This is a genomic window from Pseudomonas sp. A125 (genome assembly GCF_055409485.1).
Genome location: NZ_JBUZVP010000018.1, coordinates 135,609 through 150,157 on the forward strand (window position 1 = coordinate 135,609; position 14,549 = coordinate 150,157).

The following is a 14,549-nucleotide window of genomic DNA, read 5'->3' on the forward strand; positions in this document are numbered from 1 at the left end:
GAACCTTGTTTATTGGCTTGAGCCTGCTGTGTGTGCTTGCGATCTGGCTGTCATTGGCCTTGGGGCCGGTCAGCTTGCCGTTGATCGACACCTTGCGAGCAGCGTTGCGTTTACTGGGTGTGCCTATCGAGGCGCAGGGCCTGGAGCAGGCGGAGTTGATCCTCGGGCAGATTCGCTTGCCGCGTACGTTATTGGGCCTGGCCGTCGGCGGGGTCCTGGCGCTTTCGGGCGTTGCGATGCAGGGGTTGTTTCGTAACCCCTTGGCCGACCCCGGCTTGGTCGGGGTGTCCAGCGGCGCGGCGCTGGGCGCAGCGATTGCGATTGTCGGTGGTTCTTTTTTGGGTGGCGTGCCGGACGCGCTTGGGCCGTATCTGCTATCGCTATGTGCCTTTCTCGGTGGTTTGGGGGTGACAGCGCTGGTCTATCGGCTGGGGCGGCGCAATGGCCAAACCAATGTCGCGACCATGTTGCTGGCGGGCATCGCCCTGACGGCCCTCGCCAGTTCGGCAGTGGGGCTGTTTACCTACCTGGCGGATGACGCCACCTTGCGCACCTTGACGTTCTGGAACCTGGGCAGTCTGAACGGCGCCAGTTATTCGCGACTGTGGCCGCTGTTGCTGGTGAGCGCCGGCGTAGCCCTATGGTTGCCGCGCCGGGCCAAGGCGCTGAATGCATTGTTGCTGGGTGAGTCGGAAGCCAGCCACTTGGGGATTGATGTTGAAGGCCTCAAGCGTGAATTGGTGTTCTGCACCGCGCTTGGCGTGGGTGCCGCAGTGGCGGCCGCGGGCATGATCGGTTTTGTTGGGCTGGTGGTGCCGCATCTGGTGCGCCTGCTGGCGGGGCCGGATCACCGGGTATTGCTGCCGGCCTCGGTGCTGGCGGGGGCGAGTTTGCTGCTGTTCGCCGACCTGGTGGCTCGCCTGGCCTTGGCCCCGGCTGAATTGCCGATTGGTATTGTTACTGCGTTTATCGGTGCGCCGTTTTTCCTCTACCTGTTGTTGCGAGGGCGTGCCTGATGCTACGAGTAGAAGACCTGCTGATCCGCCGTGGGCGTAAAACCGTATTGGCGGATGTCACCCTGGAGCTGCTACCGGGTGAGGTGCTCGGTGTGCTGGGCCCCAACGGCGCTGGTAAAAGTACCTTGCTTGGTGCGTTATGCGGCGAGCTTCACGCGGACCAGGGGCGCGTATGGCTGGACCAGCGCGAGCTGAAAGACTGGGCCGGCGCCCAGCGTGCCCAGCGCCTGGCGGTACTGCCGCAGGCCTCGACCCTGGACTTTGCCTTTCGTGTCGAAGAAGTGGTTGGCATGGGGCGCTTGCCCCATCAAACCGGTCGGGTGCGTGACGATGAAATTATCAGCGCGGCCTTGCAGGCCGCCGACGTCGGACACTTGAGCGGTCGCAGCTACCTGGCGTTGTCGGGCGGCGAAAGGCAGCGTGTGCACCTGGCGCGGGTGCTGGCGCAGCTGTGGCCGGGTGAGGCGGGGCAGACCTTGCTGCTGGATGAGCCAACATCGATGCTTGACCCGCTGCACCAGCACACCACCTTGCAAGCGATTCGCACCTTTGCCGACCGTGGTGCGGCCGTGTTGGTGATTCTTCACGACCTGAACCTGGCGGCGCGCTACTGTGATCGCATCCTGCTGCTCGAAGGTGGGCGGCCCCATGCCTTGGATACGCCTGGGCAGGTCTTGCGGCCTGAACCGCTCAAGGCGGTATTCGGGCTGGATGTGCTGGTACAGCCGCACCCCGAGCGTGGGCATCCATTGATCATTGCACGCTGAAGCACTGCCTTTTCGGGCCGCTTTCTGCAGGCAAAAAAAGACCCGGCAAGAGCCGGGTCAAATAACCGTGATTAGCCTGATGAGGAGATAATCTGAGAGTCCGAACCAATGGTCTTCCAGTTATCGGCTGATCTCGCGACCAGTTGTGATAATCATAACGATTCTCATTTGAGAGTCAACATTTGTTTTGCGACTTCTTCGGATTTCCTCAAATATTGGGTTGCAGCCCCAGCAAACGTTGGTGCAAGTTGCCGACTCAATTCTTCTGGCGAGCCGAAAGAGCGTCCAGCTGACGGTTTAAAGCTTCCTTGCGTTCAACAGGAATGTCATTCCAGTGCACATCCATCAGTGCGCCTTCAATGGCGTACAACAACACTTTGGATGCCCTGAAGCCACGGGTACGTACGGCGCGATAAGCGTCGACTGCCCCCAGGCGGCGCAGGTCGGACGCGCTGTGGATGCCCACCGCATGCAGCCATTGCGCCGACGTCTTGCCAAGGTTTTTCAGGTGTTGCAGCTCATCATTCATCAAGCCTCCTTGCGACGGCCGAATGGTTCGGTGGGTATCGTGACCAGGCAAGCCTGAAAGGAGTGTAGCGCTCAGTAGGAAAAGCGTAGTTCTTTGGTCGGCAACGACCTAAAAGCATCTAAGGCAGGCGGGATTTTGATGTGGGAAAGGGGCGAGGCGCCCCGGTACGCTTGCGCACAGCCGGGTGCCGATACCGCTGTTTATCGAGTGCGATAGCGCAAGCGCGTGCCGAAATTGACGGACATCAGGATCTCGTCGGCGCTCAATTCAGGCGGGAAGTAAGTGCCGGAGATTTGCGCATGTGCCAGGCTCGCGCCTTCCAGTGGGCACCCACGCAAATCCAGGCCACGCAAGTCCGCGGAGCGGAAGTAAGCATCGGTGAAATCCACCCCTTGCGCGTTCAGTTCGCGCAGGTCCAGGCCGCGAAAGTCGCCGCCGCGCATATCGATGGCCCCATCTTGCGGGCGCTCCTGGTTGAAGCCACGGATGTCATCTTTATGCAAAAGCGCGTAGAGCGGGGTATCAAGTAGCTTTGGCTGGCTCACAATGGCGACTCCCGTGTTGGAATTATGACGCCATTATAGTGCCACTGTTGCCGGGTCGTGAGCCCTGGAAGGCTACACGACCAAGAAATATTTCTTACAGGCCCGGCAGGCGTTGGCGAATATGGGCCACTAATGCATCCAGAGTCCCGCTTTCATTGGTCTCTACGCGTTTGCTGAGCAGCAACTCTTCGGCACTGAGCGGATCACGGGTGGCCTGTTGCTCTTCGATGATCGTCAGGGTGGCGTCGGATGGATCGTTCTTGTCTGCCTGGCGCTGTGCCAGCCAAGCGGCGATCACGGGCTGTGGCGCATTGCAGTCGAGGATCAGGAACGGCGCACCGGTAGCCTCGGCAATTTTGGCCGCTGCATCGCGTTGCTCGCGCTTGAGGAAGGTCGCATCCAGTACTACCGGGAAACCGGCCCGCAGCACGGTGTCGGCGATTTCGTTCAGGCGCGCGTAGGTCGCAGCGCTGGCGTTTGAGGCGTAGATTCCGGCCTGGGGTGTGTTCTCGACCTTCTGCTCGCCAAACAGCCGCTTGCGTTCCACATCTGAACGCAGGCGAATTGCACCCAGTGCTTCTACCAGGCGCATGGACACATGGCTTTTGCCAACGGCCGATACGCCATGCGTGATGGCCAGGAAGCGCGATGGGATGGTGCTGTAGCTTTCTGCCAGGTTGGCGTAGTTGCGGTATTGGCGCAGCGTGGTCGCGCGCTGCACGGCGTCCGCCTCGGAAGGCATGCTGAACAGTGCGACCTTGGCGCGTACCAGGGCACGGTAGGCTTTGTAGAAGTTCAGCACCTCCAGGCCTTGGTAGTCGCCGGTCAGCTCCAGGTACTGGCTGATGAAGCGCCGCGCCAGGCTCTTGAGGCCACGGTCTTCCAGGTCCATCGCCAGGAAGCCGGTGTCGGCATACACATCGGTGAAGCGGAACGGCTCGTTGAACTCGATGCAGTCGAAAATCACTACGTGGCCATCAATCATCGTGGCGTTGCCCAGGTGGATATCACCGTGGCATTCACGGGTGAAGCCATTGAGCTTGCGCTGTTCGAACAAAGGCTTGAGGCGCTCGAAGCTGCTTTCGGCCCAGGCCTGCAAGGCATCCAGTTGCACCAGGTCGGCCTTGTCACTGAGGAACGGGCGGATCTGCTCGAAGTTCTGCAGCACCGGCGCCATGACGTCGTGCGGCGTGCCGGCGGAGTGGGCTGCCGGGACTTTCGGGGCGTTCAGATGGAAGTGCGCGATTTGCCTGGCCATTTCGTCGATGTGCGCGCTGGTCAGTTCGCCGTTGGCTTGCAAGGTGCTGAGTAGTTGGCTTTGCGGGAACTGACGCATTTTGAGCACGTAGTCGACCACGGGACCGTCACCGCCCAATTGCGGTGATTCGGCGCTACCGGTGATTGGCAACACTTCAAGATACAAATCATCGGTCAGTCGCTGGTTGAGGCGCAGCTCTTCATTGCAGAAGTGACCGCGGGCTTGCAGGTTGGTGAAGTCGAGAAAACCGAAATTCACCGGTTTCTTCATCTTATAGGCGAATTCACCCGTGAGCAGGACCCAGGAAATATGGGTTTCGATGACTTGGAATTGACCTACCGGATGAGGAAACAGGGCCGGGTTTTGCAGGGCAGTAATCAGGGACTGGCTCACGGGCGATCCTTCAGAGTCTGGGAAAATTCATGGCGGGCATTATGGCTGCTACAGACGGTCGTGCAAACCGCTGTCCGGCTCATGTTGGTCATCAATAAAGTGCGTATAATCCGCCGCCATGACTCGTACCCGATCTCCCCGTTCCCGTAAAAAACCTCTTTCCCGCGGCCTGCGCCCCTGGCTGGGCTGGGCGCTTAAGCTCAGCCTGGTGGGGCTTGTAGTGATCGCCGGCTTCGCGGTTTACCTTGATGCCGTGGTCCAGGAGAAGTTCTCCGGCAAGCGCTGGACCATTCCGGCCAAGGTCTACGCACGCCCGCTGGAACTGTTCACCGGCCAGAAGTTGAGCAAGGATGACTTCCTCACCGAGCTCGACGCCCTGGGCTATCGCCGCGAAGCCGTAAGCAATGGCCCCGGCGCCGCAGCCGTCAGCGGCAACACCGTGGACTTGAACACTCGCGGCTTCCAGTTCTATGAGGGGCTGGAAAAACCCCAGCCGGTGCGCGTGCGCTTCTCTGGCGACTATGTGGCTGAACTGTCCTCGCTCAACGGCTCGAAATTGCCGGTGGTGCGCCTGGAACCCTTAATGATCGGTGGGATTTATCCTAAAAACCTGGAAGACCGCATCCTGATCAAGCTTGATCAGGTGCCGCCTTACCTGTTGGATACCCTGATTGCAGTGGAAGACCGGGACTTCTACAGTCACTGGGGCGTATCGCCCAAGTCCATCGCCCGTGCTGTTTGGGTCAATACCTCCGGCGGCAAGATGACTCAGGGCGGCAGTACGCTGACGCAACAATTGGTCAAGAACTTCTACCTGACCAACGAGCGCAGCCTGACCCGCAAGCTGACCGAAGCCATGATGGCGATGCTGCTGGAGCTGCATTACAGCAAGCAGGAAATTCTTGAGGCATACCTCAATGAGGTGTTTGTCGGCCAGGACGGTCAGCGTGCGGTGCACGGGTTCGGTCTGGCCAGCCAGTTTTTCTTTGGCCAGCCGCTGTCCGAGCTAAAGCTGCATCAGGTGGCGTTGCTGGTGGGCATGGTCAAGGGGCCGTCCTACTACAACCCGCGTCGCAACCCGGAGCGCGCGCTGGAACGCCGTAATCTGGTGCTTGATGTACTTGAGCAGCAAGGCGTCGCCACGCCTGAACAAGTCGCTGCCGCGAAGAAAATGCCACTGGGTGTGACCACTCGCGGCAAGCTTGCCGACAGTTCATTCCCGGGCTTTATCGACCTGGTCAAACGCCAGTTGCGTGAAGACTACCGCGACGAAGACTTGACCGAAGAGGGCTTGCGCATCTTCACCAGTTTCGACCCGATCCTGCAGATGAAAGCCGAAGCCTCGGTCAACGACACCTTCAAGCGCCTGGCGGGCCGTAAAGGCTCCGACGAGGTTGAGGCCGCGATGGTGGTGACCAATCCGGAGACCGGTGAAGTTCAGGCCATGATCGGCAGTCGCCAGGCCAGCTTTGCCGGCTTCAACCGGGCGCTCGACGCAGTGCGGCCAATTGGTTCGCTGGTCAAGCCGGCGGTGTACCTGACCGCGCTGGAAAAACCGAGCAAGTACACCCTGACCAGTTGGCTGTCCGATGACCCGTTGTCGGTCAAAGGTGCCGATGGCCAGATGTGGACGCCGCATAACTTTGATCGTCGCTCCCACGGTACGATTTTCCTGTATCAGGGCTTGGCGCATTCCTACAACATCTCGACTTCTCGCCTCGGCCTTGAGCTGGGCGTGCCGAATGTGCTCAAGACGCTCGCCCGGTTGGGCATCACGCGTGAGTTCCCGGCATTCCCATCGATGCTGTTGGGCGCGGGTGCGATGAGCCCGATGGAAGTGGCAACCATGTACCAGACTCTGGCCAACGGTGGTTTCAATACGCCGATGCGCGGGATTCGCAGCGTGTTGACGGCCGAAGGCGAACCGCTCAAGCGTTATCCGTTCCAGATTCAGCAGCGCTTCGACCCGGCCTCGATCTACCTGATCCAGAACGCCATGCAGCGCGTGATGCGTGAAGGTACCGGGCGCTCGGCCTATAACGTGCTGCCTGCCAACCTCACGTTGGCCGGCAAGAGCGGTACCAGTAACGATTCGCGGGACAGCTGGTTCGCCGGTTTCAGTCAGGATTTGCTGGCGGTGGTTTGGCTGGGGCGTGATGACAACGGCAAGACACCCTTCACCGGTGCCACTGGCGCGTTGCAGGTATGGACCAGTTTCATGAAGAAGGCCGATCCACTGCCGCTGAACATGCCGCAGCCAGACAATATCGTCCAGGCCTGGATCGATCCGCATACAGGGCAAGGTTCCGATGCCAACTGTCCGGGCGCCGTGCAGATGCCGTATATTCGCGGCAGCGAACCGCCACCCGGCGCAGCGTGCGGTGCCAGTGCACCCGCGAGTGCTGAATCGGTGATGGATTGGGTCAAGGGCTGGATGCATTAAGCAAAGAGGGTTTCACGTGAACAAGTTGTTGATTCCAGCTATTACAGTTTTGGCATTACTCGGTGGTTGCGCCAGTGTGGAGCGGGGTTCTATCCCGGTGGTGGATTCCAGTACCACGGTGTCGAACAACGACCGGATTTCGGCCAATGGCGGCTTCCGTCAAACCGTCACTAACCGCCCGGCTCAGGCAAAGGCGCAAGCCGTGCCTCAGGATTCCGGTGTGGTGGTAATGATCCCGGGCGGTGGCGCAACTACCTCGGCACCGATCAGCACCCAGCCGTGGACGCCAGGCCCGAGCACCTCGGGCCCGATCGACTCTACGCCGGTTCAACAGGCGCCGATCAGCCAAGGCACCTACAACATGCCGTCGACGCCGAGCGGGATTCCGTCCGCCAGCAACGCCGGTGGCTTGTCAGCAGATGAACAGCTGGATGGTCCGGTATTGGCCTTGCTGACTACTGCTCAACAGCAGCAGTCGGGTGGCGACTTGAACGGCGCATCGTCGAGCCTTGAGCGCGCCCAGCGTGTGGCGCCGCGGGAGCCGCAAGTGCTTTACCGTCTGGCGCAGGTCCGCATGGCCCAGGGCGATGCCCCGCAAGCAGAGCAGTTTGCCCGCCGTGGCCTGACCCTGGCCAATGGTCGCCCGGATCTGCAGGCCAGCCTGTGGAGCCTGATTGGCGATGCCCGTGAGAAGCAGGGCGATGCTTCCGGTGCTGCCCAGGCTCGGCAGAAAGCCAAGGTAAGCCTCTGATGGATGCACGCTTTCCGGCGATCGCCGAACAGTTATTGTTGATCGAGCGTGAGCTGCGCATGCAGGGCTGGTGGGACGACGTGTCCCCCGGCGCCGAGGCCTTGAGCAGCGTCGAACCCTTTTCTGTCGACACCCTGGACTTTCACCAGTGGCTGCAATGGATTTTCCTGACACGGATGAAGCAAATCCTTGAGCAGGACCTGCCGTTACCCAATGCGTCAGGGATTTTGGAGATGGCCGAGATGGTTTACGCCGATCGGCCGCTTGAAAGCCAAGGCCTGCGGGCTGCGCTGAAAAAGTTCGATCAACTGATCGTCGACGCTCGTTAATTGCCTGGCTGCCGGTTTTTCCGGCAGTCTTGCGCATATTTCTACCGCTTTGCGCCATTCAGGCGAGTTTTATCCCTCCTCAAGCCCCTTTCTTCTACGTTCTCATGCGCTTAGTTGGAAAAAAGCGCAATTATTGCTTGACTTGGAGGGGCTGAAACAGAAGAATCCAAAGTCCGCTGTAGAGGGACTGCCAGAAGCAGACCCACTCAGCAGATCATGAGGCGCACACCCGCGCCGACCTGTTACACCCGCAACGCGTTACCTCGCGCTGGGTGGGAAAATCCCGCAACACTTGGGACGCTCCCAATACTTGCTCAGTCAGTGCTGACGTAGTCGGCGACCACCGTCGCTCATGCTCTGCTGAGAAGTAAACCTATTAAGACCCGTCGGTTTTTAACGGACGGTATTCTGGCGTTTTAGAGGTGAACAACGTGGAGCTTTTATCTGGCGGTGAGATGCTCGTCCGCTTTTTGCGTGACGAAGGCGTCGACTATATCTACGGGTACCCAGGCGGTGCTCTGCTGCATGTCTACGACGCACTGTTCAAGGAACCGGCTGTTACCCACATCCTGGTTCGCCATGAACAAGCTGCTACCCATATGGCTGACGGTTATGCCCGTGCCACCGGTAAAGCCGGTGTGGTACTGGTAACTTCCGGCCCTGGCGCGACCAATGCCATCACCGGCATCGCGACGGCTTATATGGACTCCATTCCGATGGTGATCATTTCCGGCCAGGTGGCGAGCACCATGGTGGGGACCGATGCATTCCAGGAAACCGACATGATCGGTATTTCCCGGCCGATCGTGAAACACAGCTTCATGATCAAGCATGCCTCGGAAATCCCGGAAGTCATGAAGAAGGCGTTCTACCTCGCACAGTCCGGTCGCCCGGGTCCTGTGGTGGTCGATATTCCGAAAGACATGACCAACCCGGCTGAAAAATTCGAATACATCTTCCCCAAGAAAGCCAAGCTGCGTTCCTACAGCCCGGCCGTTCGTGGGCACTCGGGGCAAATTCGCAAGGCTGCAGAAATGCTCTTGGCGGCCAAGCGTCCAGTGCTTTACTCGGGTGGCGGGGTGATTCTGGGCGGCGGTTCCGCACCGCTGACCGAACTGGCCAAGATGCTCAACCTGCCGGTAACCAATACCTTGATGGGCCTCGGTGCGTTCCCGGGTTCGGATCGTCAGTTCGTCGGCATGCTCGGTATGCACGGCAGCTACACCGCCAACCTGGCCATGCACCATGCTGACGTGATTCTCGCCGTCGGTGCGCGGTTCGATGACCGGGTGATCAACGGCGCGAGCAAATTCTGCCCGAATGCCAAGATCATCCACATCGACATCGACCCGGCATCCATCTCCAAGACCATCAAGGCCGACGTGCCTATCGTAGGTCCTGTGGAAAGCGTGCTGACCGAAATGGTTGCTGCGTTGAAGGAAATCGGCGAAGCCCCGAACAAGGATTCCGTTGCCAGCTGGTGGAAGCAGATCGATGAGTGGCGCGGTGACCGCGGCCTGTTCCCTTACGACAAGGGCGACGGCAGCATCATCAAGCCGCAAACCGTGATCGAAACCCTGTGCGAAGTGACCAAGGGCGATGCCTTTGTGACCTCCGACGTGGGTCAGCACCAGATGTTCGCGGCGCAGTACTACAAGTTCGACAAGCCTAACCGCTGGATCAACTCCGGTGGCCTGGGCACGATGGGCTTTGGTTTTCCTGCGGCCATGGGTGTGAAGCTGAACTTCCCGGACACCGACGTTGCGTGCGTCACCGGCGAAGGCAGTATCCAGATGAACATCCAGGAACTGTCGACCTGCTTGCAATATGGTCTGCCGGTGAAGATCGTCTGCCTGAACAATGGTGTACTGGGCATGGTTCGCCAGTGGCAGGACATGAGCTACGGCAGCCGTCACTCGCACTCCTACATGGAATCGCTGCCAGATTTCGTCAAGTTGGTTGAAGCCTATGGCCATGTCGGCATGCGTATCACCGATTTGAAGGATTTGAAGCCGATGATGGAAGAGGCGTTCGCCATGAAGGACCGCCTGGTGTTCCTTGATATTCAGGTCGACACCAGCGAGCACGTCTACCCGATGCAGATCAAAGACGGCTCCATGCGCGATATGTGGCTGAACAAGACGGAGCGGACCTAATCATGCGGCACATTATCTCCCTGCTTCTGGAGAACGAACCGGGCGCCCTGTCACGTGTGGTCGGTCTGTTTTCGCAACGCAACTACAACATCGAAAGCCTGACCGTGGCGCCGACCGAAGACCCGACCCTGTCGCGCCTGACGTTGACCACCGTGGGCCATGATGAGGTGATCGAGCAGATCACCAAGAACCTCAACAAGCTGATCGAAGTGGTCAAGCTGGTCGACTTGTCGGAAAGTGCCCACATCGAGCGCGAGCTGATGCTGGTCAAGGTCAAGGCCACCGGCGCCCAGCGTGCCGAGATCAAGCGCACTACCGATATTTATCGCGGGCAGATCGTCGATGTGAGCGCCAGCGTTTATACCGTTCAGTTGACCGGCACAAGCGACAAGCTGGACAGCTTCATCCAGTCGATCGGGACGGCCTCGATTCTGGAAACTGTACGCAGTGGCGTCACCGGGATTGCTCGTGGCGACAAAGTACTCAGCATCTAACCCAATTAGTGAATGGCCTAACGGCCTGGATATATAGAGGAACCTCATGAAAGTTTATTACGAAAAAGATTGTGACCTGTCGATCATCCAGGGCAAAAAAGTCGCCATCATCGGCTACGGTTCCCAAGGCCACGCTCAAGCGTGCAACCTGAAAGACTCCGGCGTTGACGTGACTGTTGGCCTGCGCAAAGGCTCGGCCACTGTTGCCAAGGCTGAAGCTCACGGCCTGAAAGTAACTGACGTTGCTTCTGCTGTTGCTGCTGCCGACCTGGTCATGATCCTGACCCCGGACGAGTTCCAGTCCGCGCTGTACAAGAACGAAATCGAGCCGAACATCAAGAAAGGCGCCACCCTGGCCTTCTCCCACGGCTTCGCGATTCACTACAACCAGGTTGTGCCGCGCGCTGACCTCGACGTGATCATGATCGCGCCGAAAGCACCGGGCCACACCGTGCGTTCCGAGTTCGTCAAAGGCGGCGGTATCCCTGACCTGATCGCGATCTACCAGGACGCCTCGGGCAACGCCAAGAACGTTGCACTGTCCTACGCTGCTGGCGTGGGTGGCGGTCGTACCGGCATCATCGAAACCACCTTCAAGGACGAGACTGAAACCGACCTGTTCGGCGAACAAGCCGTTCTGTGCGGCGGTACCGTTGAGCTGGTCAAAGCCGGTTTCGAAACCCTGGTTGAAGCAGGCTACGCGCCAGAAATGGCCTACTTCGAATGCCTGCACGAGCTGAAGCTGATCGTTGACCTCATGTACGAAGGCGGTATCGCCAACATGAACTACTCGATCTCCAACAACGCCGAATACGGCGAGTACGTGACGGGCCCGGAAGTGATCAACGCCGAGTCCCGTCAGGCTATGCGCAACGCCCTGAAACGTATTCAGGACGGCGAATACGCCAAAATGTTCATCACCGAAGGCGCAACCGGCTACCCTTCGATGACCGCCAAGCGTCGTAACAACGCCGCTCACGGTATCGAAATCATCGGCGAGCAACTGCGCTCCATGATGCCGTGGATCGGTGCCAACAAGATCGTCGACAAAGCCAAAAACTAAGTCGTACGTACCAAGGGAAAACGCGGCTTAGGCCGCGTTTTTTCGTTTGCGGGGCAGGTTCTGGTATAAAGCTGCATCGTTTGCGGGCGAACACTCGCCGCAAGTTTCTGTCGAAATTTTTCACACCGTTGCAAGGTAAAGTCCATGAGCGAACGTCCCGAAGAGCCAAACCAGGCTTCTGACGCCGAAAGCCTGCTACCGATCGATGAACACATCGAAGAAGGGCACGATGCTGAAGGCCGTAAGGTCCGGCATCGTGGCATCTATCTTCTGCCCAATCTGTTCACCACGGCGAACCTGTTTGCAGGGTTCTATTCCATCATCAACTCCATGAGTGCCCAAAGTGCCCTGGCGGCCGGCGATGCCGTCGGAGCGAGCAAGTACTTTGGGTTTGCCGCGATTGCGATCTTCGTCGCCATGGTCCTCGATGGCCTGGATGGGCGTGTGGCGCGCATGACCAATACCCAGAGTGCCTTCGGCGCCGAGTACGACTCGCTGTCGGACATGGTTGCCTTTGGGGTGGCGCCGGCATTGCTGGCATTCGCCTGGGCGCTGGGTGACATGGGCAAGGTCGGCTGGATGGTTGCCTTCATCTATGTGGCTGGCGCGGCATTGCGCCTGGCACGCTTCAATACCCAGGTGGGGACTGCCGACAAGCGCTACTTCATTGGCTTGGCCAGCCCGGCAGCCGCAGGTGTGGTGGCGGGTATTGTCTGGGCATTCAGCGATTACGGCATCCAGGGTTCCAAGATGTCGTTCCTGGTGGCCTTGATGGTCGCCGCGGCGGGCATGCTGATGGTCAGCAACATCAAGTACAACAGCTTCAAGGAGCTGGACCTCAAGGGGCGTGTGCCATTTGTGGCGATTTTGGCAGTGGTGCTGGTGTTCGCTGTGGTCTTCAGTGACCCGCCGCGAATCTTGCTGTTGGCATTCCTTGTCTATGCGGCGTCCGGGCCGGTGCAGTACTTGCTGCATCTTCGTCAACGCAAAACGTTGCCTTAATGTAATTTCCCCCATACTCCGCAGTCTATTGGTGCATCTGTCCTCCAAAGCTGCGGAGTTGCCATGTTAATCAAGTTTCCCAAAGCGTCTGATTGCCAAGAATCGGACGTCACGCCTGAATCCCTCTATTTCTCTCGCCGCAGCTTGCTCGGTGGTGCGCTTGCCGGCATGGCTGCCAGCAGCCTGCCGCGTTGGGCCAGTGCGGATGATGCTGCGCGTTATGCGGATGTCGAGCCGGGCAAGGCGCCCGGCTGGTTTGCCGAAAAGCTGCCGAGTACGAAGTGGCAGGCGGTTACTGTCAAGGATGAGGCGATCACGCCGTTCAAGGACGCGACCCACTACAACAACTTCTATGAGTTTGGTACGGACAAGGGCGACCCTGCAGCCAATGCCGGTTCCCTCAAGACCGAGCCTTGGAGTGTGGTGATCGACGGAGAGGTCGCCAAGCCTGGGCGCTATGCGCTTGAAGACTTCATGAAACCGTATCAGTTGGAAGAGCGAATCTACCGTCTGCGCTGTGTAGAGGCATGGTCGATGGTCATTCCGTGGATGGGTTTCCCTATTTCGGAACTGCTCAAGCACGTCGAGCCGACTTCCAATGCCAAGTACATCCGTTTTGAAACCCTGCAAGACCCTAAGAGCATGCCGGGGCAGCGCTCCAACTTCGCCTTGATCGACTGGCCTTATGTAGAAGGGCTGCGGCTGGATGAGGCGATGAATCCTTTGGCGATCCTGGCGGTAGGCATGTATGGGCGGGAGCTGCCTAATCAGAACGGTGCGCCGTTGCGGTTAGTGGTGCCGTGGAAGTACGGGTTCAAGAGCGTTAAGTCGATCGTGCGCATCAGCCTGGTCAGCGAGCAGCCGAAAACTACCTGGCAAAGCATTGCCGCGAGTGAATATGGGTTCTATGCAAACGTGAACCCGACCGTCGACCATCCGCGCTGGACCCAGGCGCGGGAGCGGCGGTTGCCCAGTGGGCTGTTCAGTCCCAATGTGCGCGAGACACAAATGTTTAACGGCTACTCCGATGAAGTCGCCTCTCTTTATACGGGCCTTGATCTGCGGAAGAACTATTGATGCGCTACCCGATCTGGCGGTTCGGCGTCTTTATAGCCGCAGCGATATGGCCGTTGTATTGGCTGTATGAGGCGTGGAGCCTGGCGCTGGGGCCGGATCCCGGCAAAGTGCTGGTGGATCGGCTGGGGTTGGGGACCTTGATTTTGCTGTTGATTACCCTGGGCATGACGCCATTGCAGAAACTCAGCGGGTGGGCGGGGTGGATTGCAGTGCGGCGGCAGTTGGGGTTGTGGTGCTTCGCGTATGTCGTTTTGCACCTGGCCGGCTATTGCGTATTTATCCTGGGATTGGATTGGTCGCAGCTGGGTGTCGAACTGCGTAAGCGGCCCTACATTATTGTCGGTACGTTGGGCTTTCTTTCCTTATTGGTATTGGCGGTGACGTCCAATCGCTATAGCCAGCGTCGCCTTGGCGCGCGATGGAAGAAGTTGCACCGGCTGGTTTATGTGATTCTCGGGCTGGGTCTGCTGCACATGTTGTGGATCGTGCGGGCAGATCTGAAAGAGTGGGCTGTCTATGCATCTATAGGGGCTCTGCTCCTGGTCCTGCGCATACCACCTGTAATGCGCCGAATTCCGCGCCTTATTGCTAAAAAATCACCTTCTGCAACAAAAGCGTAATTAACCCTTGACGGCAGATTCTGAAAGCCTATAATTCGCCCCACTTCCGGCGCAGTCGAAACGGAAAACTCCTTGGTAAACAAAGAGTTATGTAGGTTTCGACAGC

The 14,549-nt window shown here is 58.8% G+C and carries 14 protein-coding genes; 11 read left to right on the forward strand and 3 right to left on the reverse strand.

Features of this window, described 5'->3' with window-relative positions; genetic code table 11:
* Positions 1-32: 32 nt before the first annotated feature.
* Together ACZRN6_RS23355 and ACZRN6_RS23360 are read left to right on the forward strand one after the other, a co-directional pair.
* Positions 33-1,016: a FecCD family ABC transporter permease gene (locus ACZRN6_RS23355; RefSeq protein WP_322148611.1), complete on the forward strand. Its 984-nt coding sequence runs from the start codon at positions 33-35 to the stop codon at positions 1,014-1,016.
* Entirely contained in the window at positions 1,016-1,783 is a 768-nt protein-coding gene (locus ACZRN6_RS23360) for a heme ABC transporter ATP-binding protein (RefSeq protein ID WP_464008937.1), read from the forward strand. Before ACZRN6_RS23355 ends, ACZRN6_RS23360 begins: the two co-directional genes overlap by 1 nt.
* 256 nt (positions 1,784-2,039) lie before the next feature.
* Here ACZRN6_RS23360 and ACZRN6_RS23365 read toward each other — a convergent pair whose 3' ends face one another.
* The 3 genes from ACZRN6_RS23365 to ACZRN6_RS23375 form a co-directional block, all read right to left on the reverse strand.
* Complete coding sequence (locus ACZRN6_RS23365) at positions 2,040-2,312, reverse strand: TfoX/Sxy family protein (protein ID WP_010174414.1); 273 nt, start codon at positions 2,310-2,312, stop codon at positions 2,040-2,042.
* A gap of 200 nt (positions 2,313-2,512) precedes the next feature.
* Positions 2,513-2,857 carry a pentapeptide repeat-containing protein gene (locus ACZRN6_RS23370; RefSeq protein ID WP_464008938.1) on the reverse strand — a complete coding sequence of 115 codons (345 nt, stop codon included), beginning with the start codon at positions 2,855-2,857 and terminating at the stop codon, positions 2,513-2,515.
* 94 nt (positions 2,858-2,951) lie between these two features.
* Positions 2,952-4,508 (reverse strand): bifunctional aminoglycoside phosphotransferase/ATP-binding protein, encoded by a 1,557-nt coding sequence (locus tag ACZRN6_RS23375; protein WP_464008939.1) that lies wholly within the window; start codon positions 4,506-4,508, stop codon positions 2,952-2,954.
* Positions 4,509-4,626: 118 nt separating this feature from the next.
* Here ACZRN6_RS23375 and mrcB point away from each other — a divergent pair, with 118 nt between their 5' ends.
* The 9 genes from mrcB to msrQ all read left to right on the forward strand — a co-directional run bounded on the left by mrcB (position 4,627) and on the right by msrQ (position 14,443).
* Complete coding sequence (gene mrcB / locus ACZRN6_RS23380) at positions 4,627-6,951, forward strand: penicillin-binding protein 1B (protein WP_464008940.1); 2,325 nt, start codon at positions 4,627-4,629, stop codon at positions 6,949-6,951.
* A 16-nt stretch (positions 6,952-6,967) separates the two neighbouring features.
* Positions 6,968-7,702, forward strand: coding sequence for a tetratricopeptide repeat protein (locus ACZRN6_RS23385; protein WP_322143189.1), 735 nt, complete (start codon positions 6,968-6,970; stop codon positions 7,700-7,702).
* Positions 7,702-8,031: a YqcC family protein gene (locus ACZRN6_RS23390; RefSeq protein WP_322143190.1), complete on the forward strand. Its 330-nt coding sequence runs from the start codon at positions 7,702-7,704 to the stop codon at positions 8,029-8,031. Before ACZRN6_RS23385 ends, ACZRN6_RS23390 begins: the two co-directional genes overlap by 1 nt.
* 431 nt (positions 8,032-8,462) lie before the next feature.
* The gene (locus ACZRN6_RS23395) at positions 8,463-10,187 is read left to right on the forward strand and encodes an acetolactate synthase 3 large subunit (RefSeq protein WP_322143191.1); all 1,725 of its coding nucleotides are present in this window, start codon (positions 8,463-8,465) and stop codon (positions 10,185-10,187) included.
* 2 nt (positions 10,188-10,189) lie between these two features.
* A complete protein-coding gene (gene ilvN, locus ACZRN6_RS23400) occupies positions 10,190-10,681 on the forward strand; it encodes an acetolactate synthase small subunit (protein WP_003176102.1) in 492 nt (163 codons plus the stop codon).
* 46 nt (positions 10,682-10,727) lie between these two features.
* Positions 10,728-11,744 (forward strand): ketol-acid reductoisomerase, encoded by a 1,017-nt coding sequence (gene ilvC, locus ACZRN6_RS23405; RefSeq protein WP_078739114.1) that lies wholly within the window; start codon positions 10,728-10,730, stop codon positions 11,742-11,744.
* A 144-nt stretch (positions 11,745-11,888) separates the two neighbouring features.
* Positions 11,889-12,746 (forward strand): CDP-diacylglycerol--serine O-phosphatidyltransferase, encoded by an 858-nt coding sequence (gene pssA / locus ACZRN6_RS23410; protein ID WP_322143192.1) that lies wholly within the window; start codon positions 11,889-11,891, stop codon positions 12,744-12,746.
* A gap of 63 nt (positions 12,747-12,809) precedes the next feature.
* On the forward strand, positions 12,810-13,823 hold the full coding sequence (msrP, locus tag ACZRN6_RS23415) for a protein-methionine-sulfoxide reductase catalytic subunit MsrP (protein ID WP_322143193.1): 1,014 nt from the start codon (positions 12,810-12,812) through the stop codon (positions 13,821-13,823).
* On the forward strand, positions 13,823-14,443 hold the full coding sequence (gene msrQ / locus ACZRN6_RS23420; protein WP_464008941.1) for a protein-methionine-sulfoxide reductase heme-binding subunit MsrQ: 621 nt from the start codon (positions 13,823-13,825) through the stop codon (positions 14,441-14,443). Before msrP ends, msrQ begins: the two co-directional genes overlap by 1 nt.
* Positions 14,444-14,549 lie beyond the last annotated feature (106 nt).